The 21,452-nt window shown below is 47.7% G+C and carries 27 protein-coding genes; 1 reads left to right on the top strand and 26 read right to left on the bottom strand.

What is annotated here, in order from left to right; all coding sequences use genetic code 11:
* Positions 1–5: 5 nt before the first annotated feature.
* The 25 genes from FO441_RS04500 to cmk all read right to left on the bottom strand — a co-directional run bounded on the left by FO441_RS04500 (position 6) and on the right by cmk (position 19,392).
* Positions 6–383: a methylglyoxal synthase gene (locus FO441_RS04500; protein WP_145286378.1), complete on the bottom strand. Its 378-nt coding sequence runs from the start codon at positions 381–383 to the stop codon at positions 6–8.
* Positions 384–455: 72 nt separating this feature from the next.
* Positions 456–938 carry an NUDIX hydrolase gene (locus tag FO441_RS04495; protein ID WP_145286375.1) on the bottom strand — a complete coding sequence of 161 codons (483 nt, stop codon included), beginning with the start codon at positions 936–938 and terminating at the stop codon, positions 456–458.
* 88 nt (positions 939–1,026) lie between these two features.
* Complete coding sequence (locus FO441_RS04490) at positions 1,027–1,722, bottom strand: zinc metallopeptidase (RefSeq protein ID WP_145286372.1); 696 nt, start codon at positions 1,720–1,722, stop codon at positions 1,027–1,029.
* A 60-nt stretch (positions 1,723–1,782) separates the two neighbouring features.
* Entirely contained in the window at positions 1,783–2,358 is a 576-nt protein-coding gene (locus tag FO441_RS04485; RefSeq protein ID WP_145286369.1) for a DUF1405 domain-containing protein, read from the bottom strand.
* Between the two features lie 49 nt (positions 2,359–2,407).
* Complete coding sequence (locus tag FO441_RS04480) at positions 2,408–3,217, bottom strand: cytochrome c (protein ID WP_145286367.1); 810 nt, start codon at positions 3,215–3,217, stop codon at positions 2,408–2,410.
* 24 nt (positions 3,218–3,241) lie between these two features.
* Positions 3,242–3,916, bottom strand: coding sequence for a menaquinol-cytochrome c reductase cytochrome b subunit (qcrB, locus tag FO441_RS04475; protein ID WP_145286363.1), 675 nt, complete (start codon positions 3,914–3,916; stop codon positions 3,242–3,244).
* Between the two features lie 11 nt (positions 3,917–3,927).
* Positions 3,928–4,428 carry a Rieske (2Fe-2S) protein gene (locus tag FO441_RS04470; RefSeq protein ID WP_145286361.1) on the bottom strand — a complete coding sequence of 167 codons (501 nt, stop codon included), beginning with the start codon at positions 4,426–4,428 and terminating at the stop codon, positions 3,928–3,930.
* Positions 4,429–4,570: 142 nt separating this feature from the next.
* Positions 4,571–5,005, bottom strand: a complete 435-nt coding sequence (locus FO441_RS04465; RefSeq protein ID WP_145286358.1) for a DUF2487 family protein — start codon at positions 5,003–5,005, stop codon at positions 4,571–4,573.
* A gap of 13 nt (positions 5,006–5,018) precedes the next feature.
* Positions 5,019–5,492 (bottom strand): YpiB family protein, encoded by a 474-nt coding sequence (locus tag FO441_RS04460; protein WP_237604777.1) that lies wholly within the window; start codon positions 5,490–5,492, stop codon positions 5,019–5,021.
* Complete coding sequence (locus tag FO441_RS04455; protein ID WP_145286357.1) at positions 5,470–6,741, bottom strand: tetratricopeptide repeat protein; 1,272 nt, start codon at positions 6,739–6,741, stop codon at positions 5,470–5,472. Before FO441_RS04455 ends, FO441_RS04460 begins: the two co-directional genes overlap by 23 nt.
* A gap of 2 nt (positions 6,742–6,743) precedes the next feature.
* Positions 6,744–8,030, bottom strand: coding sequence for a 3-phosphoshikimate 1-carboxyvinyltransferase (aroA, locus tag FO441_RS04450; protein ID WP_145286354.1), 1,287 nt, complete (start codon positions 8,028–8,030; stop codon positions 6,744–6,746).
* Positions 8,027–9,076, bottom strand: coding sequence for a 3-dehydroquinate synthase (aroB, locus tag FO441_RS04445; protein WP_145286352.1), 1,050 nt, complete (start codon positions 9,074–9,076; stop codon positions 8,027–8,029). Before aroB ends, aroA begins: the two co-directional genes overlap by 4 nt.
* Before the next feature lies 1 nt (position 9,077).
* Positions 9,078–10,244 (bottom strand): chorismate synthase, encoded by a 1,167-nt coding sequence (aroC, locus tag FO441_RS04440; protein WP_145286349.1) that lies wholly within the window; start codon positions 10,242–10,244, stop codon positions 9,078–9,080.
* Between the two features lie 74 nt (positions 10,245–10,318).
* Positions 10,319–10,765, bottom strand: coding sequence for a nucleoside-diphosphate kinase (gene ndk, locus FO441_RS04435; RefSeq protein ID WP_145286347.1), 447 nt, complete (start codon positions 10,763–10,765; stop codon positions 10,319–10,321).
* Between the two features lie 68 nt (positions 10,766–10,833).
* Positions 10,834–11,787 carry a polyprenyl synthetase family protein gene (locus FO441_RS04430; RefSeq protein ID WP_145286344.1) on the bottom strand — a complete coding sequence of 318 codons (954 nt, stop codon included), beginning with the start codon at positions 11,785–11,787 and terminating at the stop codon, positions 10,834–10,836.
* A complete protein-coding gene (locus FO441_RS04425; RefSeq protein WP_145286341.1) occupies positions 11,784–12,494 on the bottom strand; it encodes a demethylmenaquinone methyltransferase in 711 nt (236 codons plus the stop codon). The genes FO441_RS04430 and FO441_RS04425 overlap by 4 nt, the downstream gene beginning before the upstream one ends.
* Positions 12,495–12,499: 5 nt before the next feature.
* Complete coding sequence (locus FO441_RS04420; RefSeq protein ID WP_145286338.1) at positions 12,500–13,000, bottom strand: hypothetical protein; 501 nt, start codon at positions 12,998–13,000, stop codon at positions 12,500–12,502.
* 60 nt (positions 13,001–13,060) lie between these two features.
* On the bottom strand, positions 13,061–13,333 hold the full coding sequence (locus FO441_RS04415) for an HU family DNA-binding protein (protein WP_145286336.1): 273 nt from the start codon (positions 13,331–13,333) through the stop codon (positions 13,061–13,063).
* Between the two features lie 119 nt (positions 13,334–13,452).
* Positions 13,453–14,175, bottom strand: coding sequence for a hypothetical protein (locus FO441_RS04410; protein ID WP_145286333.1), 723 nt, complete (start codon positions 14,173–14,175; stop codon positions 13,453–13,455).
* Entirely contained in the window at positions 14,168–14,374 is a 207-nt protein-coding gene (locus FO441_RS04405; protein WP_145286330.1) for a DUF2768 domain-containing protein, read from the bottom strand. The genes FO441_RS04410 and FO441_RS04405 overlap by 8 nt, the downstream gene beginning before the upstream one ends.
* A 4-nt stretch (positions 14,375–14,378) precedes the next feature.
* Positions 14,379–15,437: an NAD(P)H-dependent glycerol-3-phosphate dehydrogenase gene (locus FO441_RS04400; RefSeq protein ID WP_145286327.1), complete on the bottom strand. Its 1,059-nt coding sequence runs from the start codon at positions 15,435–15,437 to the stop codon at positions 14,379–14,381.
* 15 nt (positions 15,438–15,452) lie between these two features.
* Complete coding sequence (der, locus tag FO441_RS04395; RefSeq protein WP_145286324.1) at positions 15,453–16,763, bottom strand: ribosome biogenesis GTPase Der; 1,311 nt, start codon at positions 16,761–16,763, stop codon at positions 15,453–15,455.
* Between the two features lie 102 nt (positions 16,764–16,865).
* Positions 16,866–18,083, bottom strand: a complete 1,218-nt coding sequence (rpsA, locus tag FO441_RS04390) for a 30S ribosomal protein S1 (RefSeq protein ID WP_145286321.1) — start codon at positions 18,081–18,083, stop codon at positions 16,866–16,868.
* Between the two features lie 74 nt (positions 18,084–18,157).
* Positions 18,158–18,733: a lysophospholipid acyltransferase family protein gene (locus FO441_RS04385; RefSeq protein ID WP_145286318.1), complete on the bottom strand. Its 576-nt coding sequence runs from the start codon at positions 18,731–18,733 to the stop codon at positions 18,158–18,160.
* Positions 18,734–18,735: 2 nt separating this feature from the next.
* A complete protein-coding gene (gene cmk / locus FO441_RS04380; protein WP_145286292.1) occupies positions 18,736–19,392 on the bottom strand; it encodes a (d)CMP kinase in 657 nt (218 codons plus the stop codon).
* A 71-nt stretch (positions 19,393–19,463) separates the two neighbouring features.
* Between cmk and FO441_RS04375 the strand changes: the two genes are divergently transcribed.
* Positions 19,464–20,423: an asparaginase gene (locus tag FO441_RS04375; protein ID WP_145286289.1), complete on the top strand. Its 960-nt coding sequence runs from the start codon at positions 19,464–19,466 to the stop codon at positions 20,421–20,423.
* Between the two features lie 53 nt (positions 20,424–20,476).
* Here the strand turns inward: FO441_RS04375 and FO441_RS04370 are convergent, their stop codons facing one another.
* The gene (locus FO441_RS04370; protein WP_145286286.1) at positions 20,477–21,445 is read right to left on the bottom strand and encodes a YpdA family putative bacillithiol disulfide reductase; all 969 of its coding nucleotides are present in this window, start codon (positions 21,443–21,445) and stop codon (positions 20,477–20,479) included.
* Positions 21,446–21,452 lie beyond the last annotated feature (7 nt).

Here is a 21,452-nt window from a genome sequence, read left to right as displayed (position 1 = left end):
CCAGTCTACCTCCTGTCTTTGTGGCTCAGATGGTAGAGGATGGCCTCCGCAGTGCCTTCATTCGTCGCGAGCGGTACATCATATACATCGGATAATCTCAGCAGCGCACTGACATCCGGCTCATGGGGCTGCGCAGTAAGCGGATCCCTGAAAAAGATGATGCAGTCTATTGCCCTGTTTGCGACCATTGCACCGATCTCCTGGTCGCCACCGAGCGGTCCGGATTTGCACCGGTGCAAATCGAGTCCAGTATGCTCGATGATTCTGCCGCCGGTCGTCCCGGTCGCATACAGCTCCTGGTTTCTGAAAAATACCAGGTGCTTGTCTATGAATCTCAGCAGATCATCCTTCTTTTCATCATGCGCGATTAATGCAATCTTCATATCATCATCCATTCTTTTGGTTGCTATTACTGATTATAGACAATCTTCGTCACTGTGTGAACCTGATTTGCACTAGTGGTTTACATCTTTGTGTATCAGAGGTGAAGGCAGATCATTGATATTGGCTATGATCTCCTTGAGGATTGCCGGTCTGATCTCCACCCTGTCGATTTTTGACAGCGGAATCCATTCGACATGTTCCTTCCTTCCGCCTCCTATATCATGCACACTATTGATGCTTTTCATGCCCTGGGGTTTCATCATGTAGTAGATGGCGACTTCATGGAACTCATACTCTGTACTATTGAACGTGTAATCGAAGAAGTTTTCAACAACAGTCAGCATCCTCTCTACTTCATATTCAAGGTGGGTTTCTTCCAGGACTTCCCTTCTGACGGCATCAATACTTGTTTCGCCATGCTTGACCGCCCCACTGATTGTATAGAAGTACTCCGCCATGCTGTTGGTCGCAAGCAGTATATGGCCATTCTCGATGATGATGCCGACTGCTCTGTAGCGAAAGATGCGCTGCTCCTCGGTATAGCTGCAATCCATGATATCTCTCCTTCCATGTTCATCATAATATTAACAGAATACAGGTAAAATAAAAAAAGGAACCCTTCATGGGTTCCTCGGATCCGATCTAGTTGCTTCTTGCAATCATGATGAATCTGACCAGTTCAGCCACAGCCACTGCAGTCGCTGCAACGTATGTCATTGCTGCTGCGTTAAGGACTTTCTTGGCATGACGGTATTCCTTCTGATTGACGATGTTCAATGATTCGATCTGATTCATCGCACGCTTGGATGCATCAAACTCGACCGGAAGCGTAACAATCTGGAACAGAACTGCAAATGCCATAAGAGCGATACCGCCCCAGAGGAGCATATCTCCCAGTCCACCTTGTGCATTGCTCTGCGCATAGGTGATGAATATGCCGGCAATAATCAGAATGTATGAGAAGTTGCTTCCAAGCTGGGCAAGCGGGAAGAGTGCAGAACGGAAGTTAAGAAATGCGTAGCCTGTCGCATGCTGGATGGCATGTCCGACTTCGTGGGCCGCAACTGCCGTACCTGCAACACTTGGCGTGTCGTAGTTGTGCGGGGACAGTACAACCTTCTTATTCTTCGGATCATAATAGTCACTCAGGAAGCCTTTGCCTCTTTCTACGGAAACATCGTAGATGCCGTTTTCCCTGAGTATTTCCTCTGCTACCTCACGGCCTGTAAGCCCACTCGTAGAACGCACTTTAGAGTATTTGTTGAATGTCGATTTCACGTTCATCTGTGCGAGCATTGGAACAACCATCAAAATCACAAAATACAGTATAATAATCACGTGGATTCCAACCTCCAAAAGTTTTTCATACTTTATTCTACTTCAAATTTTGCCGAACCGTCAATCAGAACGGCTCGGTACCAGCTGATGCAGCAGGACCAGTACAAGGACGCTCAGCCAGAAGGCGAAGTATCCGATATGGGCTTCGTACTGTGCCAGATTGCCGTAGACGGGATACTGTCCATATACATAGTCGATGATATCATTATGGAACAGCCAGATGGCAGTAATGTAGAGATGGATGGGCCTGATCTCGAGATGAGGCAGAAAAAGAATCGCCTGTACAGCCATTATGCCGTGGGATGCAATGAGCATCAGCCCGATCCATGAAATGAATCCTGTCTCCACGAAAGTCAGCAGATTCATGACTACCGCCCATACGCCATATTTGATCAGTGTTGTAAATGCCATGGCATCCATCAGCCCCCACTTCCTCCCCATCAGTATAAGAAGGATGACGATCGAGAGGAACAATGTGGCTGTCGGACTGTCCGGAACGAACGGGATGAAATACCAGTCCGTGTCGGCGAGCTGTCCTCTATACCACCAGTACCCATAAAGAGTACCGATGACGTTTGAAATCAGCAGCAGCATGAGAAACCATCTGTTGTACATCAGGTCGATTAGTTTATACATAAGTACATTCCCTTACTAAAAAAAGCCCTATTGCTAGGGCTTTTTGTTATTATTCGGATGTGTCGGAATCGTTGGTGGAATTTGTAGCGCCATCTCTTGATGTCAGTTCGAGGTTGGCAACAAACTCTGAAACCTGCTGGATCTGCTCGTCAGTCAGCTGGTCTTTGAATGCCGGCATTTCTCCAGTACCATTCTCTACGAATGCACGTACTGTTTCTGCATTCAGATCAGGTTCAATCAGGTTCGGCCCGGATCCACCTGTCAGCTCACCACCGTGGCAGCTTGTACAGTTTGATCTGATGATATCCTGGAAGACAGGATCTTCGGCATCAAGGTTCGAGAATACAATCTGACCCTGCTGGTTCTGGGTTTCCCAGTCGTGGTATGCGACCGACTCCCATGTTGTATAGAAGATGATGCCGAATGAAATGAGCATCATGGCAACAGCAACCGGACGCTTCGTCCACTTGCGCTCCTTGCTGTTATCCAGCCAAGGTGCCAGCATCAATGCACCAACAGCAATACCAGGTATGATGATTGCACCGATGACATTGAAAGGTCCGGATGCATATGTGTATTTGAGAATCTGATAGAGGAATAGGAAATACCAGTCAGGAAGTGGTATATATCCTGTATCAGTCGGATCTGCTACACGTTCGAGCGGTGCAGGGTGTGCGACGGTCAGACAGAGGAAACCGATGAGGAATACTGCACCAGTTACCCACTCTTTCAGAAGGAAATCCGGATAGAATTCCTCTGTGCGACCTGGAAATTCGGAATAGTCGCGATTGAGCTTTGGTTTGTCATATTTCTGTACTCGTGAATCGCCGACAAATGTCAGCCCTTTTCCACGTTTCATATCAATTTACCTCCCTTATCATTCCTATAGTGGTCCTGAGATGCCTTGTCTACGTATCATGATGAAGTGGACAGCCATCAGTACGAATAGAGCAGCAGGCAGGAAGAATACGTGGATGGCAAAGAAACGTGTCAATGTCTGAGCTCCGATGATCTCTTCATCACCGGCAAGCAATGTCTTGATCCATTCACCGACAAACGGTACACTCTCTGCAATATCCAATCCTACTTTTGTAGCGAACAATGCTTTCATATCCCAAGGCAGCAGGTAGCCTGTGAAGGCAAGACCAAGCATTACGAGGAAAAGAAGAACACCCACAACCCAGTTGAGTTCACGTGGCGCCTTGTATGAGCCTGTGAAGAATACCCTTAGAGTATGTAGGAACATCATAACAACTACCAGGCTGGCACCCCAGTGGTGCATACCCCGAACGATGAGTCCTGCTGCAACGTCATGCTGCAGATAATAGACGGAATTCCAGGCATTGACGATATCAGGTACGTAGTACATTGTCAGGAACATTCCTGAGAGTACCTGGATGACTGTAATGAAAAACGTTAACCCGCCGAAGCAATATACGAATGCTGAGAAGTGATAGGCAGGGTTAACATGCTCCGGCACTTCATGATCAGCGACATCTCTCCATATAGGAGTGATATCAATGCGATCGTCTATCCAATCATAGATTCTGTTAAGCAAAGTGTTCCCTCCTATACGATTTCGTTGGCGAATCTTTCACCTATAGTGATGTAACCATCGGATACACCGACTTCAAACTGGTCCAATGGTCCTCTTGGAGGTGTACCTGGTACATTCTGACCACTCTTCTCGTAAAGGCCATTATGGCACGGACAGAAGAATCGGTTCGGGTTGGCATCATCACCAGCCCATGTTACGGTACAGCCCAAGTGTTTGCATACAGGCGACAGAGCGATGATCTCTTCGCCATCTCTATATACCCAAGCAAAGTCTGTAACTTCACTTGTATACCATGCATCCTGCTGTTCAAAAGAAAAGTCCACTTTGACAGGTTCTTCGGTGATTTCTTCAGCTCTTACACTCGTAGTGATCATGGACCCTTCCGCTTCAGCCTGGAACAACGGATCGAGTGCAAATCTACCCATTGGCAGTATGATGCCAGCCGCCATGAATGATCCCACTCCCATCAGAGAGTAGTTCAGGAATTGGCGTCTTGTTACTTTTTGCGACATTCAAATTTCCCCCCTCAAACGCGCGTACTTTTACATTTATTAATATAACTAGGACAGTTCAATTTTAGCCTATTAGCTGAAACCGGTCAATAAGCTATCTCAAGTTTTGACAGACCGGTGAACCATAATCGTGTAATTATACTTAATTCCTATGATTCCATATGGTGATGACCTGTTTCATCACATTTTTCACTTCATCATTGATCAGGCTCATCTTCATCTCTGCATCCATATCCTCAAGCGGGATGCGGTTTACAACAATCGAATGGGCCGAATCAAAGGACTTGTCGAGATGTGTCAGAATGATGACTTTTTTGAAACCATATGCTTCGAGCTGTTCAATATAGGTTTCGAGAACTTCAGTCATGCCTTCGACGGTCATCATGGCCGGTGTGATGAAAAGACGCCCTTTGAACTGCTTTTCAAGCTGGATGGTCACCATCTGGATCATTTCCATATCGCTGGCATTATCTCGTGCACTGCCGTTCATGTCAGCACTTGCAAAAGGAATAAGTGCTGTATCCACAAATTCGATTTCATCTTTCAGAACCTTCAGGTCCTGGTGATTGTAAAGCATTCCATCACCTCTTCTACTTGTTTGTCCGATTAAGATAGTCCGTCAGCCGGATGAACCTGGCATGGTCTTTCGAATCCAGCGCTTCGTCGATCTGCGAGATGACGGATTCATGTCCGATCTTCTCGAGAGAACTGTCCATATCGGTTTCCAGAGACTTCAGCTTATCATATCTCCGATCTTCCTGATGAAGATTGAAAATGAGGAGCAGTGGCTGCTCCTGGTTCATGTTCAATTCATGGAAGATGACTTCACCGTCCACAGTGACGGTATTCCCTTTTTCAAACAGCAGTGTGGGGCTGCTGCTCCCATTGTCGGAAATACGCAGCTTGCGATCCACATTACCATCATCTATGAAAACAGTATTGCTGGAAATGACTGGATGGGATTTGATGAAATTCAAGATCCATACCGCCGTACGGTCGCCAAATTCATAATTGTACAGGACATAATCGATGAAATCTTTTCTATATTTCATCATGCTCTTCATCATAACGCTCCTTTTCATACTGCCAATCTATATTGTCAGGTTCCAGGATGATGAGTTTTTTCAGTATGTCCTTTCGATCAGGGTGACGGATCTCGTTGAGATACGCGTAGTAGTCGGTGTAGAACTCGATGGACTCGCCGATCAGTTTTGAAGCATCCTGATAGAGGCCGAGTGCTGCTTCGTCATTTTCATTCTCCTGTTCGATCTTGGCCAGAAGATAGAGGCTCTCCCCGGATAGCGCATGTGTATCAAGCTTTTCTGTAAACTGCGACACCTCTTCTGTCCTGTCCGACTTGAGCAGTGTTTCAAACAGCATGAGGTAGGCATCATCGTAATCCTGATCGATGGCGATCGCTCTGGCGAAATTATCAATCGCCTTATCCGTCGCCCCATTTCTGAAATGGAGCCTGCCAAGATGGAAGAAGAACAACGGCTCCGTATCATCCTGTCTGATATAGCTTTCGATCAGCTCTATTGCGGGCACGAGGTCATGCTCCGTTTCATGTACGTTCATAAGCAGGATATAGGCATTGACGTAGTACGGTTCATTCTCAATGACCTGATTGAGAAGATTCTTGGCCGCTTCATAGGACTGCATCTGGTACTCGAGCAGTGCTTTCCTGTAGTAGTCGTCATTGGTGAAGAACTTCTCATCGGCCATCTCGAAATATCTGCCGGCATTTTCAAGATCGAGCTGGTTCATGTGCAGTTCAGCCAAGCGCAGATTAAGTTCTATGCCGTTGACCTCTTCGTACCCCGCGGCAATAAGGGACTCGTAGTGGCGGATGGCATCGGGGAACTCCCCTTCCTGGTAGTAGATCTCTGCAAGCGCAAAGTCCAGGATGGGATCATCGCTCAGTGCTTTGGCGTCGAGCAGCGACCTGATTGCGACGTCGCTCATGTTGAGCTGCTGGAAGATCTCCGCCTTCAGCAGCAGTACAGCCGGTGTGTTCTCGGCTTCATTGACGTGGCTGAGCGCCTCGTCAAGGCGTCCGTCCGTAATCAGTATATCGACCAGATATGATAGGACTTCATCGTCATGGTCCGTCTGGCTGTTGAGGTGCACAAATATGTTTTCGGCTTCCTTATGAAGACCGGAAGCAACCAGTGTATCACCGAGGATGAAGAGGGCTTCAAGGTCCATTTCATCCACAAGCTGGCCGATATTCGAAACGACCTTATTCAATTTATTTTCAGGGTATTCCCCTTTTCTCAACTGATCAATAATTTCATAGATCTGATCCTGCATGGTTAGGCATCCTTCCTTAGTGCTTCAAGATCCTCCATAAATCCAGGGTAGGATATATCAATGGCTGATATATCATCTATTTCCAGTGGTGTATTGCTTATTATGGAGAAAACGATCAGCATCATGATGATTCGATGGTCATTATACCCTTTTACTGGTGTATTTTCCATCACATCGACCTGACCCGGGTGGACAGTGAAACCATCATCGTACTCAGTAAACCGGATGCCGAACCTGGACAGTTCATCGATGACCGCACGGATCCGGTCTGTTTCCTTGAACCGCAGTTCGTGAGCCCCTCTTACGGTACAGGCTTCATTGCTGTAGGCGGCGAGCAGCGCAAGAATCGGTATCTCATCAATCAGGCGCGGAATGATGTCGCCGGATATTTCGAATCCTTTCAGTTCAGGTGTATAGGCTGCATGGATTCTGCCGAGTGCCTCACCCTCCTGTGATGTCTGTTCGACTGTCACATCTGCGCCCATCATCTCCAGCACATCCAGGATGCCGGAGCGTGTTTCATTCAAGGAGACATTATCTATCGTGATGCTGGAGCCGGGTTTCAGAACAGCGAGTACGATCGGGAAGGCTGCTGAAGAAATGTCCCCCGGTACAGTGACATCAGAAGCGTTCAGTTCATTGCCGCCTGCGAGCGTGATTGTGCCGTTTTCAGATGCAATATCTGCCCCGAACTGCCTGAGCATGATTTCGGTATGGTTCCTTGATGGAGAAGGTTCGTGGATGACCGTATCGCCATCAGTGAAAAGTGAGGCAAGCAGTATGGCACTTTTCACCTGTGCACTGGCAATCGGCATCGTATAGGTGATCGGTGAAAGTGCTGCAGGCTTTATTGTGATGGGTGGATATTTTTCATCTTTCAGTGCGATGTCCGCACCCATTTCGGCAAGTGGCCGCTGTATGCGGTCCATCGGACGCTTCGCAATGGAGGCATCCCCCTCGATTTCGGCTCGTAGTCCGAGTCCGGCGATCAGTCCGGTGATCAGACGTGTTGTCGTGCCGGAATTTCCGGTATAGAGTGTTTCATCCGGCGCATGCAGGCTGCTGTGCCCTTTAGAGGTGACCACCCATTCCTCGGCGTTCTCCTCAATTTCTGCACCGAGCGCACGCATGCATTCCATGGTACGGCGTGTATCCTCACTGTGAAGTGGCAGATGGATGTGCGTTGTTCCTTTAGCGAGTGCACCGAACATGAGCGCACGGTGGGTGATCGATTTATCTCCCGGAACTTTCAAAGTCCCGCTGAAACTGCTGTCTAGTAGATGCTTCATAGGCTCTCCTTTAATTGGGAAATATATTTTTTCAGCTGACTGCTGTCAATTTCAGTGAAGTAGCACTGTCCAAAGTCATGCATCAGTACGAAGCCGGTGGCGTCTGTACTCTGATTTTTCTTATCCTTGCCCATAAGTGTCATCATTTCGGCCTCATCGATTGTCCCGAGCTGCTCGAGCGGGTAGCCGTGCAGTTCGAAATACTGCCTGAACAGGTCAAGGTCGAATATATTGCGGTCCGCCTCTTCATTCGATGCAAACATCATGAAATAAAGTCCAAGTACAACGGCCATTCCGTGCGGCATCTTATATTTGTACTCTATCGCATGCCCCAGTGTATGTCCGAGATTAAGATATTTCCGGATGCCGGACTCCTTCTCATCGCTGGTAACATAATGCATTTTTGTTTCTATGCCGCTGATGATGAATGGTTTCATCATGTCGAGGGAAACTCCATTGCTGGTGGCATCCATCAGTCTTTTCACAGTCTTTTCATCTTTTAGGAGTGCATGTTTGAACACTTCTCCGAAACCGCTGAGCAGTTCATGCTGCGGCAATGTCTCAAGGAATGTCAGGTCATAGATGACAGCCTTCGGACGATGGAACACACCAATCAGATTCTTGCCGTGCGTGCTGTTGATTGCAGTTTTACCACCGATCGAAGAATCATGGGCCAGGAGCGTTGTAGGCACCTGGATGTAATCCACGCCTCTCAATACTGTTGCAGCAGCAAAGCCGCCCGCATCCCCTGTAGCACCGCCGCCGATTACAACAACCAGATGATTACGCTGGATGCCCCGCTCAAGCAGGGTTTCTGTAATATGCTTGAAGGCATCGAAAGATTTCGATGCCTCCCCACCTTCCAGTATGATGGGATTCTGAACAAACGATAGCAGACCATCCTTGTACAGTGCATGCACATTCTGATCCACAAGGAAGTGTACAGAGTTGTAGCTGGCTGTATATCGGAAAATGCAATCCTTCAGTATACCGTAGTCGACATGGATGGTGTAGTTGTAATCAGCATAGCCGGTTCTGATTTCCATGCTAGTACTCGGCCAGTCTCTGCTTGTATTGGGCAACAGCTGATTCCAGTTCCACAAAATCATCATGAGGGAACTTGTCAAGAATGGCGGCAGCCATTTCAATAGCGACCATATGTTCACATACGACCGAAGCAGCAGGAACTGCACATGCATCGCTGCGCTCGATTGTAGCCTTGAATGGCTCCTTCGTATTGATGTCCACACTGAACAGCGGCTTGTACAACGTCGGTATCGGCTTCATGACAGCTTTGACGATGATCGGCATGCCTGTCGTCATGCCGCCCTCGAATCCACCAAGGTTGTTGGTACGGCGGTAGTAGCCGTATTCTTCACTGTAGAGTATCTCATCATGTACTTTTGAGCCTGGTGTCTCCCCGGCTCTGAAGCCGATGCCGAATTCGACACCTTTGAAGGCATTGATGCTGACGATGCTGCCGGCAATTTTGGCATCGAGCTTGCGGTCATAATGCACATGGCTGCCGAGGCCGGGAATCGGGTTCTCTACGATGACTTCAACGATGCCGCCGATCGAGTCCCCTTTTTTCTTGGTGGCATCAATCAGTTCCTCCGCCTGCTTTGTCTTCTCCTCCGATACCATCCGGACAGAAGACTGGTCGGGGCGATCCGCACGTTCTTCAATGCTGTATTCAGCGTCATCCTTTACTTCGCCGATCTGATTGACCCGGCTGAAAATGCGGATATCCAGTGCATGAAGGAGCTCCTTGCAAAGTGCACCGACAGCGACGCGTGAAGCCGTCTCCCGTGCAGAGGAGCGCTCCAGTACGTTGCGCAGGTCACGGACATTGTATTTCATTCCTCCGACAAGGTCGGCATGTCCTGGGCGCGGCTTTGTGATCACCCTTTTCAGGGACGCTTCCTCTTCTTCAGTCAGCGGTTCACTGCCCATGATCTTGCTCCAGTGCTTGAAATCATCATTTGTGATTTCGAGCATGATCGGACTGCCGAGCGTCTTGCCGTGTCTGACACCACTGCCGAACTGGAAAGTATCCTTTTCGATCTGCATGCGACGGCCGCGGCCATAGCCTCCCTGCCTCTTCAGAAGTTCAGCGGTCATTCTCTCCTTGTCTATCGGCAGGTTTGCGGGGAAACCTTCCACGATGGCCGAAAGTTTCGGTCCATGCGATTCGCCTGCTGTTAAAAATCTCATATCATATGTCCTCCTCATTATTTCATGATACTAAAAAAAGCTGAGTACTTTACCCAGCTTCTGCTATTTGAGTTCTAATAGATCCATGCACTATTGGAAAGTGAATAGTCGAGAATCTCATCTTCATTGAAGAACAGCGAGATTTCACGCTCGGCGCTTTCCTTCGAGTCGGATCCATGAATGATGTTCTTTCCGACCGTCAGTCCATAGTCTCCACGGATCGTTCCAGGAGCTGCCTGTTGCGGATTGGTTGCACCTACAGCAAGACGCGCTGTATCGATGACGTTATCCCCTTCCAGTACCATTGCGAAAACGGGGCCTGAAGTGATGAAATCCACAAGCTCACCAAAGAACGGCTTCTCCTCATGTTCCTGATAGTGTGTTTTAGCCAGTTCTTCAGATACCTGCATGAGCTTGGCACCGGCAATTCTGAAGCCTTTGTTCTCGAGACGTCCGACAATGGCACCTACGAGGTTTCTCTGTACACCATCCGGTTTGATCATTAGAAATGTTTTTTCCATTTTTGCATTCTCCTTAAGTTGAAATCCAATCCATATCATTTTAACATTATTAATTTTGATTTTTCAATTTAATTCAGACGGTTTGATAATTTTTCTGCAATTTCCATCAGATAGGTGCGAATCGGTTCATCTATATTCTCGATTGCCGTCCTCGCCTTGTCGATGTAAGTATTGCTAATTGCAATCGACCGTTCGATTGCATCGGATGCAAGAAGGTCCGCTATCATTTCGTCGAGTTTCTCTCTGCTGCCATCGAATGCATGCAGCTTGCTGCTGAAATCAGGGTCCTCATCCCTCAGCATGAGGACCGGCAGCGTATAATGCCCATTTTCCAGATCGGAGAACTTGGGTTTGCCGAGTGTCTTCTCGTTGCCGATGAAATCCAGACAGTCATCGATGATCTGGAAACTCATTCCGATATGATAGCCATACACGAGCAGTCCATCCAGAATGTGTTCTTCTACATTTGCTGCGTAGGCCCCCATCTTGATGCTCAACTCGATCAGCAGTGCTGTTTTTCTGTATATCTTAGTGTAGTAGTCATCAAGCGTCTGGGAGGAGTTGAACTGGTGGTCCAGCTGGAATATCTCTCCATCCACGATCTCCCTGATGGCCTGGGAGAATGCTTCATGGAGAGCCTTATGCTCTATCGTGCTGACGATGGAGAGCGAAGTGGATAGAAGATAGTTGCCGGTATTGATCGCCTGTAGATAGCCATGTTCATAGTAGACAGTCGATCTGCCTCTGCGCAGTCTGCTGTTATCAATGATGTCATCATGCACAAGTGTCGCCATATGAATCAGTTCCAGGCTTGCACTTGCTTTCAGTACATCCGGATATCTGCCGGTCTCACCCAGTCTGCCGACAAGCAGTGTGAAAGTTGGCCGGATTTTCTTCCCCCCTGATCTGAAGAGCTCATAGCTTTTGGCATTCACGAGAATGTCATTTGGATCAAGGTTCTCCTTGATGATATCACCGACTGCTTCAAAATCCGAAGCAAGATACTGCTTTACTGTTTTCAACTGGGATTCACCCGTTCAAGCGGTCTGTAACCGATGTGGGTGGCAGCGGTACCGAAAGTATGCGGGATGACTTTAAGATTTGTAAAACCACTCTCAGCCATCATGGATTTGAGTTCGTCTTTGGACAGGAACGAACTCGTCGATTCGTATAGCCATTCATACTCTTTCGAGCGGTCGGCGATAAGGCCGCCGAGCGTCGGCATGATGGTACCGAAATAGAAATCGAAGCCCTGGCTGACAAGTCCGTTTTCAGGAATCGACGTCTCAAGGACTACAAGCGTGCCTCCGGGCTTCAGAACACGGTGGAATTCATCAATCGCCCTTTTGTAATCAGGAAGATTCCTTAAACCGAACCCGATCGTTACATAGTCGAATGAACCATCATCAAATGGCAGCGACATCGCATTTCCCTGCAGCAGTTCTATGTTGGAATGGCTGCTTGTCTTCTTTTCCGCCACTTCCAGCATCTTCTCGCTGAAGTCGATGCCGATGACCCGGGCTCCTGGTGCTTCGTCCGAAAGCTGGATGGTCCAATCCCCGGTTCCGCAGCATACATCAAGTACAGACTGCCCGTCCTTGACGAACATTTCCTTCATCGTCCGCCTGCGCCACATATTGTGCTGATTCAGACTGATAACATCATTCATCAGGTCATAGTCTGATGAAATGGAATTAAATATGTTTTGAACTTTTGTCTCTTTGTCCATTCAACTCACCCTTGCTTTTGGTTTATGTATGGAAGTGAAGTGATATCCAGGTTGTTCATGCTTGCCTCTATGACCTCACCGAGACGACCATCAATATATCGGTTGGATATGAGGTAGAGCATCGGACCATAGAGCAGCCATTCCACCTCCTGTGGGTCAGGCGGCACCTTACCCGTCGCCAGTTCGGACTTTCTGGAATTAAGGGATTTGGACATCTCCATCATATCATGCAGCACTTCATACTCTTCATGCCTGGAGAGTATCATATAGAATTTGCTGAACAGGTAGTCGCCCGCAAGTACGTGGAGCTCCCTGTCTGCATCTTCAGGTACACGATCCAGGAAGTTGAGGGCGGTGTTGAACAGCAGCACTGCCTGGTTGACATGGGGGCTGCTTAGGATATGCGCCTCTTCCGAGAAAAAGTCGAAGAAGGGGTCATTATGTATATCGAGGATCCATGAGTTGGGACCGAGGTCGGATTCAAGTTCTTTCCTGAGCGCATTCATGACAAATATCACCTTATAAATTAATAGACCTAACCATTACGTTAGGCCTAAATAATTAAATTATTTTACTGCATCTTTAAGTGCTTTGCCTGCTTTGAATGCAGGGACTTTTGATGCTGAGATTTCAATTTCTTCTCCAGATTGTGGATTACGTCCTTTTCTTGCTGAACGCTCACGTACTTCGAAGTTACCGAAACCGATAAGCTGTACTTTCTCACCATTTTTCAGTGATTCTTGAATAGTGTCAAATACTGCATCAACAGCAGCACCTGCTTCTTTTTTAGTAAGGTCAGCCTGATCGCTGACAGCATTGATCAAATCTGTTTTGTTCATCAGATCCACCTCCTTATATGACTATAATGATAAACATGATTATCATTATGTTTTGACTTTAACACAGTGAATGTAGCACTGCAACGGATTTAGGCGCTTTATAGCCAAAAAACGCCGTTTTAATCGCTTTTGTGGCGGTTTGTCATGAAGATCGGCTCGTTTTCTTCATTCACTGTGATTTCAGGAGAATAGATAGGAACAATAGGTGTATATTCATACAGGACGTGTCTTACGTCCTCTCCAGTTTCGAATTCCAGACCATTCTCGCGAATGATTCTGCCGATGTCCTCCCTGTAGTCCACAATGAACTGCTGTCCTCCATTGTAGTATACATTGAGCGCCGAATCTGTATAGGGGCTTGTCACGGTGGGATTCTCTTCAAGCTTATAGAAATCAAGGTCAAGCGGATAGACATTGGGACCGATCGGTTCCCCGAGCTGTACGTTCTCTCCAAGTGCATTCAGACGGATGGTAAGGGATCTGATTTCATCAGTGATGCGAAGATCTGCGAGCTTGACTTTCGGATCCTCCTCAGCGTCTATGATGACATACTGGTAGCTGCCACCAGATTCATAGGCGTTTTCAGGACGCTCATCCAGATAATCGGGTACCAGTTTGGCGAAATCAATCTGGTATTCCAGGTACTCCCGCTGGTCCGTCTGCGTCTTGATCGGCAGAAGACCTCCAGAAGCTTCCCTATACTGGTCTACAGCGTTCTGGACCATTTCAATCTGAAGTTCGTCCGGAATAGCATTCTGAACCCTTTCGGATTCCGGGTACAGGCATCCTGCGAGAAGTATACTGCTGATCAAGGTGATGAATAGGAGTCTGAAACTACGCATGACTGCTGCCTCCAAGTACCGGTATCATCAGCAGAAAGGCGAATATCAGCAGTGCCCACGCAATCAGGGAGACCATGATACTTATGGGGCGTGAAGGAATCTTATACCGTGCAACATAAATGAGCACGGCTGCAAGGGCCATTGCGCCCAGTGAATAGAACGAAATCCACATTAAATTCATTCTTGATATATCAAACATCTTATCACTCTCTAGTCCATTCTTTATATTGTTGCTGCAGTGCCTCTTTCAGATCATCCGTTTCACCGGTCTTCTCACGCATCATCAATGCGTAGAAAGCCTCCTCCTCGCTGATATCCTCAAAAAGGTACTGATAGAGCACTTTGGTGATGGGCATCTCGACGTCATACTGTTTTGCAAGCTCATAGGCTGCACGCGTCGTATTGACGCCTTCAACCACCATGCCCATTTCCTGCTGGGCTTCCTCGACACTTCTGCCTTCTGCCAGCATGATGCCGCAGCGGTAGTTTCGTGAATGCATGCTTGTCGCTGTGACAATCAGATCACCCATGCCGGTCAGTCCGAGAAACGTCAATGGATTTGCACCCATGCGTGTGCCGAGCCGTGCAATTTCCTGCAGACCACGCGTAATGATGGCCGCCTTTGCATTGTCTCCGAAATTGAGACCGTGCAGTACACCGATGGCGAGCGCAATGATGTTCTTAAGCGCACCGCCAATCTCCACGCCCGTCATATCATCATTATGGTAGACACGAAAGTACCGGGTCATGAAGACATCCTGTATGATTTTTGCACCTTCAGGACCGATGGATGCTGCACTGACAGTGGTAGGCGCCCTTCTGGCAACCTCTTCGGCGTGGCTTGGACCGCTGAGTATACAGATATCCTCTACTGTTTCGTCATCCGTCTCTTCCGAAATGATTTCCGATACTCTCAGGTGGGTATCGAGTTCCAGTCCTTTGGCAACGTGGACAAGCAGCACCTTCTTGTGCATCGCCCGAAGGTGCCCATGGACTTCCCTGGCGACCTGCCGCATAGCTTTGACAGGAACGGCGAGTACGATGAGTTCTGCATGGGAGATGCTTTCCTCCATGATGGATAGTGCTTTCACGGATTCAGGAATTGAAACTTCCTTCAGATAGTTGACGTTTGTATGCTGTTCATTGATTTCATCTACAACGGCCCTATTCCTGCCATAAATACGCACATCATGACCATTATCAGCAAGCACCATGGCAAGACTGGTACCGAAACTGCCCGTGCCGATCACTGTAATTTTCATAAGGACTGCACCCTCCTAATTTCTTTTCCTACTGAGAATGTGTATTGGAGTACCGGTGAAGTCGAAGGCCTTCCTCAGCTGGTTCTGCAAATACCTCCGGTAGCTGAAATGCATCAGCTCCACATCGTTGACGAATAGTACAAACGTCGGAGGCGCGACACTGACCTGGGTACCGTAGTAGATGCTCAATCTGCGTCCATTGTCTGTAGGTGTCGGATTCATGCTGACACTGTCGACAAGCACTTCATTCAATGTACTGGACTGTACACGCTTCTTATGGGACTCGTTGACAAGGCTGATCAGCGGAAAAAGTGTTGTCATGCGCGTTTTTTTCAATGCTGATACGAAAGTGATCGGCGCGTAGTCGAGGAACTGGAATTCCTGTCTCACCTTGTCTTCGAACTTCTTCATCGTCTTATCGTCTTTCTCCACTGCATCCCATTTGTTGACGACGATGACGACAGCACGTCCGGCTTCATGAGCCAGACCGGCAATACGCTTATCCTGCTCGATGATGCCCTCTTCCCCGTTCAGCACGACCAGAACAACATCGGAGCGTTCAATTGCGCGTGTCGCCCGAAGAACGGAGTATTTCTCTGTCGCTTCGTATACTTTACCGCGTTTGCGCATCCCTGCTGTGTCCACAAGCGTATAGTGTTCATCATTATAGAAATACTCGGTATCGATTGCATCCCGGGTTGTTCCGGCGATATCGGATACGATTACCCGCTCTTCACCAAGGATTGCATTGACAAGGCTTGATTTGCCGACGTTCGGACGGCCGATCAGCGAAACTCTGACCGAGTCGTCCTCTTCCTCTTCCGTCTCAAGATTCTTGAAATGTTCGACTGCTTCATCGAGCACATCACCAAGTCCGAGCCCGTGGGAACCCGAAACAGGGAATGGATCTCCAAGTCCAAGCTGATAGAATTCATATATGTCATTACGCATTTCAAAGTTATCTATTTTATTTACTGCAAGCACAACGGGTTTTTTGGATTTCTGGAGAATACGTGCGACGAATAGATCGTCCTCGGTCACGCCTTCCCGGCCGTTGGTGATCATGATGATGACGTCAGCTTCCAGTATGGCTATTTCGGCCTGCATTTTAATCTGTTCCTGGAATGGTTCATCTTTGATTTCGATTCCACCAGTATCGATGACGTTGAACTCGTGGTTGAGCCAGTCGCCGGCAGCATAGAGACGGTCTCTCGTAACGCCTGGGGAATCTTCTACAATTGCTTTTCTTTCACCGATGATGCGGTTGAACAAAGTAGACTTTCCGACGTTCGGTCTCCCTACCACGGCTATTGTTGGTTTATACATGGACTACCTCCTATATTTAAAATCATTTTAACACAAAAATAAAATAAAGAGCGATACATATCGCTCTTTATCGGTTGATGACATATTGAATTTGAAGTCGTTCTAGATGTCCAGGTCTCTGAAGCGATCTCCGAATACATCTCCGAGAGTCGGACCATCATCCTCTGTATCATCGCGGTATACTTTAGCCTGTTCTTCTCTGGCTGGTCTGTCTGAAGTCTCTTTTATGGAAAGTGAAACTTTCTCGGAGTCTTCGTTCAGTGACAGGATCTTGACAGAGACTGTCTGACCTTCCTTCAGCACGTCGGATGGTGTTGCTACGTGTTCGTGGCTGATTTCAGAAACATGGACCAGACCTTCCACACCGGATGCCACTTCGACGAATGCACCGAAGTCCACCAGTCTTTTCACTGTACCTTCCAGAACATCCCCCTCGGAATGTGCATTGAGGAATGAATCGAAAGGACTTGCCTGAGCCTGTTTCAGGGAAAGGCTGATTCTTTCCTGTTCAGGATCCACATCAAGAATTTTGACCTGTACTTTATCACCGATACTGACTGCATCTTCAACTTTTTCAACTCGGCTGTAATCGAGCTCGGAAATGTGGGCCAGACCATCGACTTCGCCAAGATTGATGAATGCACCGAAAGTGGTGATCCGTACAACTTCGCCTTCCACAATGCTGCCTGCTTCAAGAGATTCGAGCTGCTTCTTGCGCTCTTCAGTCTTTTCCGCTTCAACAATCCGCTTGCGGTTCAGGATAACACGATTCTTTTCAGGTTCGATATCTTCAACCTTGACTTCGAGTTCCTGACCATCAAACTGGTCAAGATCTTCGATATAGGCATCCGAAAGCAGTGATGCAGGGATGAATCCTCTGACACCAACATCGACAACAAGTCCAGCTTTTACGACTTCCATTACTGTTCCTGTAATTGTTTCGTCATTTTCCTTGGCTGATTGCAGGCTGTCATAAGCGTTCGACTCATCAAGTTTTCTGATGGAGAAGATGACATTCTTGCGATCTTCTTCATTTTCAACTTTGATGACAATGCCTTCGATTGTGTCTTCTTCGGAAACAACCTCTTCAGGACGTTCGATTCTTTTGTTGGTGAGTTGGCTGATTGGTACGATACCTTCAAAATCGGAATCTTCGATGTGGGCTTTTACAAATTTGTCTTCTATCTTGTAAACCGTACCTCTTACAGTATCACCGATTTCAAATGTGCTAGAAGTATTTGTACCTGTTTCTTCCGAAGTGTTCACTTCTTCATTCAGTTCTTCATTGTTTTCTTCGTTCACAGTATTTTCAGTCGTCATATGCCTGCCTCCAATTACATTACTATAAAGTGTATACATCTAACTTCTTATAAATATATTGATTTGTCAAGTAATTAACCGGAAATAAGAAGATTGTTGATGCCATCTTTAATATTTTCCGTAATATCCTTGCGATTTTTCCCAGATTCAATCAGCGACTTTGTATCGATGGGCTTGCCGAACACGATGGTGATGCCCTTTTTCCTGTCATAGCTGCCTTTGATTGCTGCAGGTACAATCTGCGCCTCAGCTTTTACTGCCATGAAGCTTGCACCCTGCTGAAGATCCTTGAGTGTGCCGGACTTGTTTCTGCTGCCTTCCGGGAAGACGAGCAGCATGCTTCCGCCTTCAAGCACTTCGATGGATTTCTTCAATGCTGCACGATCGCCTTTTCCCCGTTCGACAGGTACGGCATTCAAGCGGCTGATAAGATTGCCGAGAACAGGAATCCTGAACAGTTCCGATTTTGCGAAGAATGACATCTCACGCTTCACACTGACAGCAATCAGTGGTGGGTCATAGAGTGAGGTGTGGTTGCTGCAGATGAGTACAGGACCGTCTGCCGGGATCCTATCCTCACCGATCACCCTGATTTTGAATCTGGCCTGATAGTACTTCTTTACAATTGCTTTTACTGTGCCGTATAGCATTTCTAGTCTCCCTTCAGCAGATCTGAAGCCATTTTTATGATTTTGTCTTCCACTTCCGTGATGCCCATATGACTCGTATCGAGAAGCACCGCATCATGAGCCTTCGAGAGCGGTGAAATCTCCCTGTTCATATCGAGATCATCCCGGCGGATGATCTGGGTGGTCAGCGTTTCAAGGTCGATTTCGACTCCGCGCGCCTCCTCTTCCTTGAGCCTGCGTCTGGCGCGTATTTCAGGAGATGCCTTCATGAAGATCTTGAGTTCGGCTTCAGGCAGCACTGTTGTCCCGATATCCCTGCCGTCCATGACGACACCCTTGTCCTCTGCAATCTTCTGCTGCATTGAGACAAGATAGCGCCTCACCTCGGGCACACTTGAAACTTCGCTTACATTACTTGTCACTTCGAGCGTACGGATGTCTTCAGAGACGTCCTCCCCGTTCAGATACAGTGTGGTGCCCCCTGTACCGAAACGGATGTCGAGATCATCCAAGTCATCCAGAACCTGCCTGCCATGACGGATGACGTGCAGTGTGACAGCCCGGTACATTGCACCGGTGTCGATGTATATGTAATCCATTCTTTCTGCAATCCGTCTGGATATTGTACTCTTGCCTGCTGCAGCAGGACCATCAATTGCGATATTGATTTTCTTTTTCATATAAACCCGCCTTGTTCATTGTTCCAGTTTATTCTATCATAGTTTTATAGATTCGTTTAGGAGGAAGTCATATGCACAAAAAAATACTGGCAATACATACCGGAGGGACCATCAGCATGTCCTCATCACAAGGACTGGTCAATCCAGCCGGAGAAAATCCGGTCAAGTTCGAGGAGACGGATCTCCTTGATATCGACCTTGAAGAATCCTATCCTGTAAGGAAACCTTCACCTCATATGACCCTGGACGATATGATTGCCATCCGGGATATCATTCTTTCGGGTGTGGATGACTATGACGGATTTGTCATCACACACGGCACGGATACGCTTGAGGAGACCGCCTATTTCCTTGATCTCACACTGAACATCGGCCAGCCGGTCGTCATTACCGGTGCCATGCGGTCTTTTAATGAAATCGGCTCCGATGGCATGTACAACTACATCTCCAGCCTGCGTGCAGCCATGGACGACCAGTCGTATTCAAGAGGTGTACTCGTCGTTTTCAATGATGAAATACATACGGCGAGGAACGTCACCAAAACACATACATCGAATATCGCCACTTTCCAGAGTCCGAACCATGGACCTATCGGCATATTGACAAAGGATGAGATCCACTTCCACCACCAGGTCAGTCTGCAGGACCAGTTCGATACTGCACACTCCGGCAGGAAAGTCGGACTGATCAAAGCACATGCCGATCTGGATGATACATTTTTCGATGCATTGGTGGCAGCAGACTATGATGGCCTGGTGATTGAAGGACTTGGCCAGGGTAATCTGCCACCCAGTGCGATTCAGGGGCTTGGGCGTGTGCTTGAGGCCGGCATCAGTACAGTGCTTGTCTCCCGTTCATTCAACGGCATCGTAGGCAGCTACTATGATTATGAAGGTGGCGGCTATGACCTGAAGCAGAGGGGTGTCATCTTCTCGAATGGCCTGAATGGACAGAAGGCGCGCATCAAGCTGCTGCTTGCCCTGTGCAATGATATAAAGGACGAAGAACTGGTTGAAGTATTCCAGCACTAGAATCAAACAGCGCCTGCTGTCAGAAATGACAGCAGGCGCTGTTTTATATACAGCTATTTCCTTTTTTGAATATCCTCTGCAATGGCACCACCATGGAATCTGCCATTTTCTATGAAGATGGTATTGGCATCATTGCCTGCAGCAATGACTCCGGCAATGTACAGTCCGTCCACATTGGTTTCCATCGTCTCCTTGCTGTGCAGCGGGGCAACACCATGGCTGTTTTCGTTCAGTTCGACACCGAATGACGTCAGCAGACGATAGTCGGGATGATACCCGATCATCGCAAACACATGATCGTTTTGAATTTCGAATGTTTCGCCCTCTTTTTCAAGTACCACACTGTCATCCTTGATGTCCACGACGTCCGTACTGAAATGCATTGCCACTCTTTCATTTTTAACCAGTGAATCGAATTGCGGCAGCACCCACGGCTTTACGCTTTTGGAATAGGCACCCTGGCGGTAGACGACAGTCACATTGCTGCCCGCCTTCTCCAGTTCAATGGCCGCATCCACGCTGGAGTTCTTTCCACCGATGATCAGTACATTTTGATTGAAGAATGGGTGGGCTTCCTTGAAATAGTGATGGACTTTGCTTTTATGTTCGCCCGGAACATTGAGCGCATTCGGCTGGCCATAATAGCCGGTCGCAATTACAAGCTGGCTGCAGCTGTACTTGCCCTTTGAAGTCTCGAGAATGAACTTGTCCTCTGCCCTGCGTCCGGACGTCACTTCTTCGTAGGTATTGATATTGAGGTTGAAATGCTTGACGACTTCCCGATAGTAGACGAGCGCCTGGTTTCTTTTCGGTTTGTGCTCTTCTGTAATGAATGGGAACTCTCCGATGGACAGCTTCTCGCTTGAGGAGAAGAAGGTCTGATGGGTCGGATAGTTGTATATTGCCTCGACAATATTACCCTTTTCAATAACCAGATAGTCCATATTCCTGTTCTGCAGTTCTATCGCTGTGGACAGGCCGCATGGTCCTGCCCCTATGATGATTGTCTCGATATGCTTCATGTCAAAC

This window comes from Salinicoccus cyprini, assembly GCF_007713705.1.
GTDB classification, from domain to species: domain Bacteria; phylum Bacillota; class Bacilli; order Staphylococcales; family Salinicoccaceae; genus Salinicoccus; species Salinicoccus cyprini.
This window is presented reverse-complemented; position numbering and strand designations above follow the sequence as displayed.

Coding starts and splice junctions, on each gene's coding strand:
- FO441_RS04500 (WP_145286378.1), bottom strand. CDS start 383: ATGAAGATTGCATTAATCGCGCATGATGAAAAGAAGGATGATCTGCTG.
- FO441_RS04495 (WP_145286375.1), bottom strand. CDS start 938: ATGGATTGCAGCTATACCGAGGAGCAGCGCATCTTTCGCTACAGAGCA.
- FO441_RS04485 (WP_145286369.1), bottom strand. CDS start 2,358: ATGTATAAACTAATCGACCTGATGTACAACAGATGGTTTCTCATGCTG.
- FO441_RS04480 (WP_145286367.1), bottom strand. CDS start 3,217: ATGAAACGTGGAAAAGGGCTGACATTTGTCGGCGATTCACGAGTACAG.
- FO441_RS04470 (WP_145286361.1), bottom strand. CDS start 4,428: ATGTCGCAAAAAGTAACAAGACGCCAATTCCTGAACTACTCTCTGATG.
- FO441_RS04465 (WP_145286358.1), bottom strand. CDS start 5,005: ATGCTTTACAATCACCAGGACCTGAAGGTTCTGAAAGATGAAATCGAA.
- FO441_RS04460 (WP_237604777.1), bottom strand. CDS start 5,492: ATGAAGAGCATGATGAAATATAGAAAAGATTTCATCGATTATGTCCTG.
- FO441_RS04455 (WP_145286357.1), bottom strand. CDS start 6,741: ATGCAGGATCAGATCTATGAAATTATTGATCAGTTGAGAAAAGGGGAA.
- aroA (WP_145286354.1), bottom strand. CDS start 8,030: ATGAAGCATCTACTAGACAGCAGTTTCAGCGGGACTTTGAAAGTTCCG.
- aroB (WP_145286352.1), bottom strand. CDS start 9,076: ATGGAAATCAGAACCGGCTATGCTGATTACAACTACACCATCCATGTC.
- aroC (WP_145286349.1), bottom strand. CDS start 10,244: ATGAGATTTTTAACAGCAGGCGAATCGCATGGACCGAAACTTTCGGCC.
- ndk (WP_145286347.1), bottom strand. CDS start 10,765: ATGGAAAAAACATTTCTAATGATCAAACCGGATGGTGTACAGAGAAAC.
- FO441_RS04425 (WP_145286341.1), bottom strand. CDS start 12,494: ATGGACAAAGAGACAAAAGTTCAAAACATATTTAATTCCATTTCATCA.
- FO441_RS04420 (WP_145286338.1), bottom strand. CDS start 13,000: ATGAATGCGCTCAGGAAAGAACTTGAATCCGACCTCGGTCCCAACTCA.
- FO441_RS04415 (WP_145286336.1), bottom strand. CDS start 13,333: ATGAACAAAACAGATTTGATCAATGCTGTCAGCGATCAGGCTGACCTT.
- FO441_RS04410 (WP_145286333.1), bottom strand. CDS start 14,175: ATGCGTAGTTTCAGACTCCTATTCATCACCTTGATCAGCAGTATACTT.
- FO441_RS04405 (WP_145286330.1), bottom strand. CDS start 14,374: ATGTTTGATATATCAAGAATGAATTTAATGTGGATTTCGTTCTATTCA.
- FO441_RS04400 (WP_145286327.1), bottom strand. CDS start 15,437: ATGAAAATTACAGTGATCGGCACGGGCAGTTTCGGTACCAGTCTTGCC.
- der (WP_145286324.1), bottom strand. CDS start 16,763: ATGTATAAACCAACAATAGCCGTGGTAGGGAGACCGAACGTCGGAAAG.
- rpsA (WP_145286321.1), bottom strand. CDS start 18,083: ATGACGACTGAAAATACTGTGAACGAAGAAAACAATGAAGAACTGAAT.
- FO441_RS04385 (WP_145286318.1), bottom strand. CDS start 18,733: ATGCTATACGGCACAGTAAAAGCAATTGTAAAGAAGTACTATCAGGCC.
- cmk (WP_145286292.1), bottom strand. CDS start 19,392: ATGAAAAAGAAAATCAATATCGCAATTGATGGTCCTGCTGCAGCAGGC.
- FO441_RS04375 (WP_145286289.1), top strand. CDS start 19,464: ATGCACAAAAAAATACTGGCAATACATACCGGAGGGACCATCAGCATG.
- FO441_RS04370 (WP_145286286.1), bottom strand. CDS start 21,445: ATGAAGCATATCGAGACAATCATCATAGGGGCAGGACCATGCGGCCTG.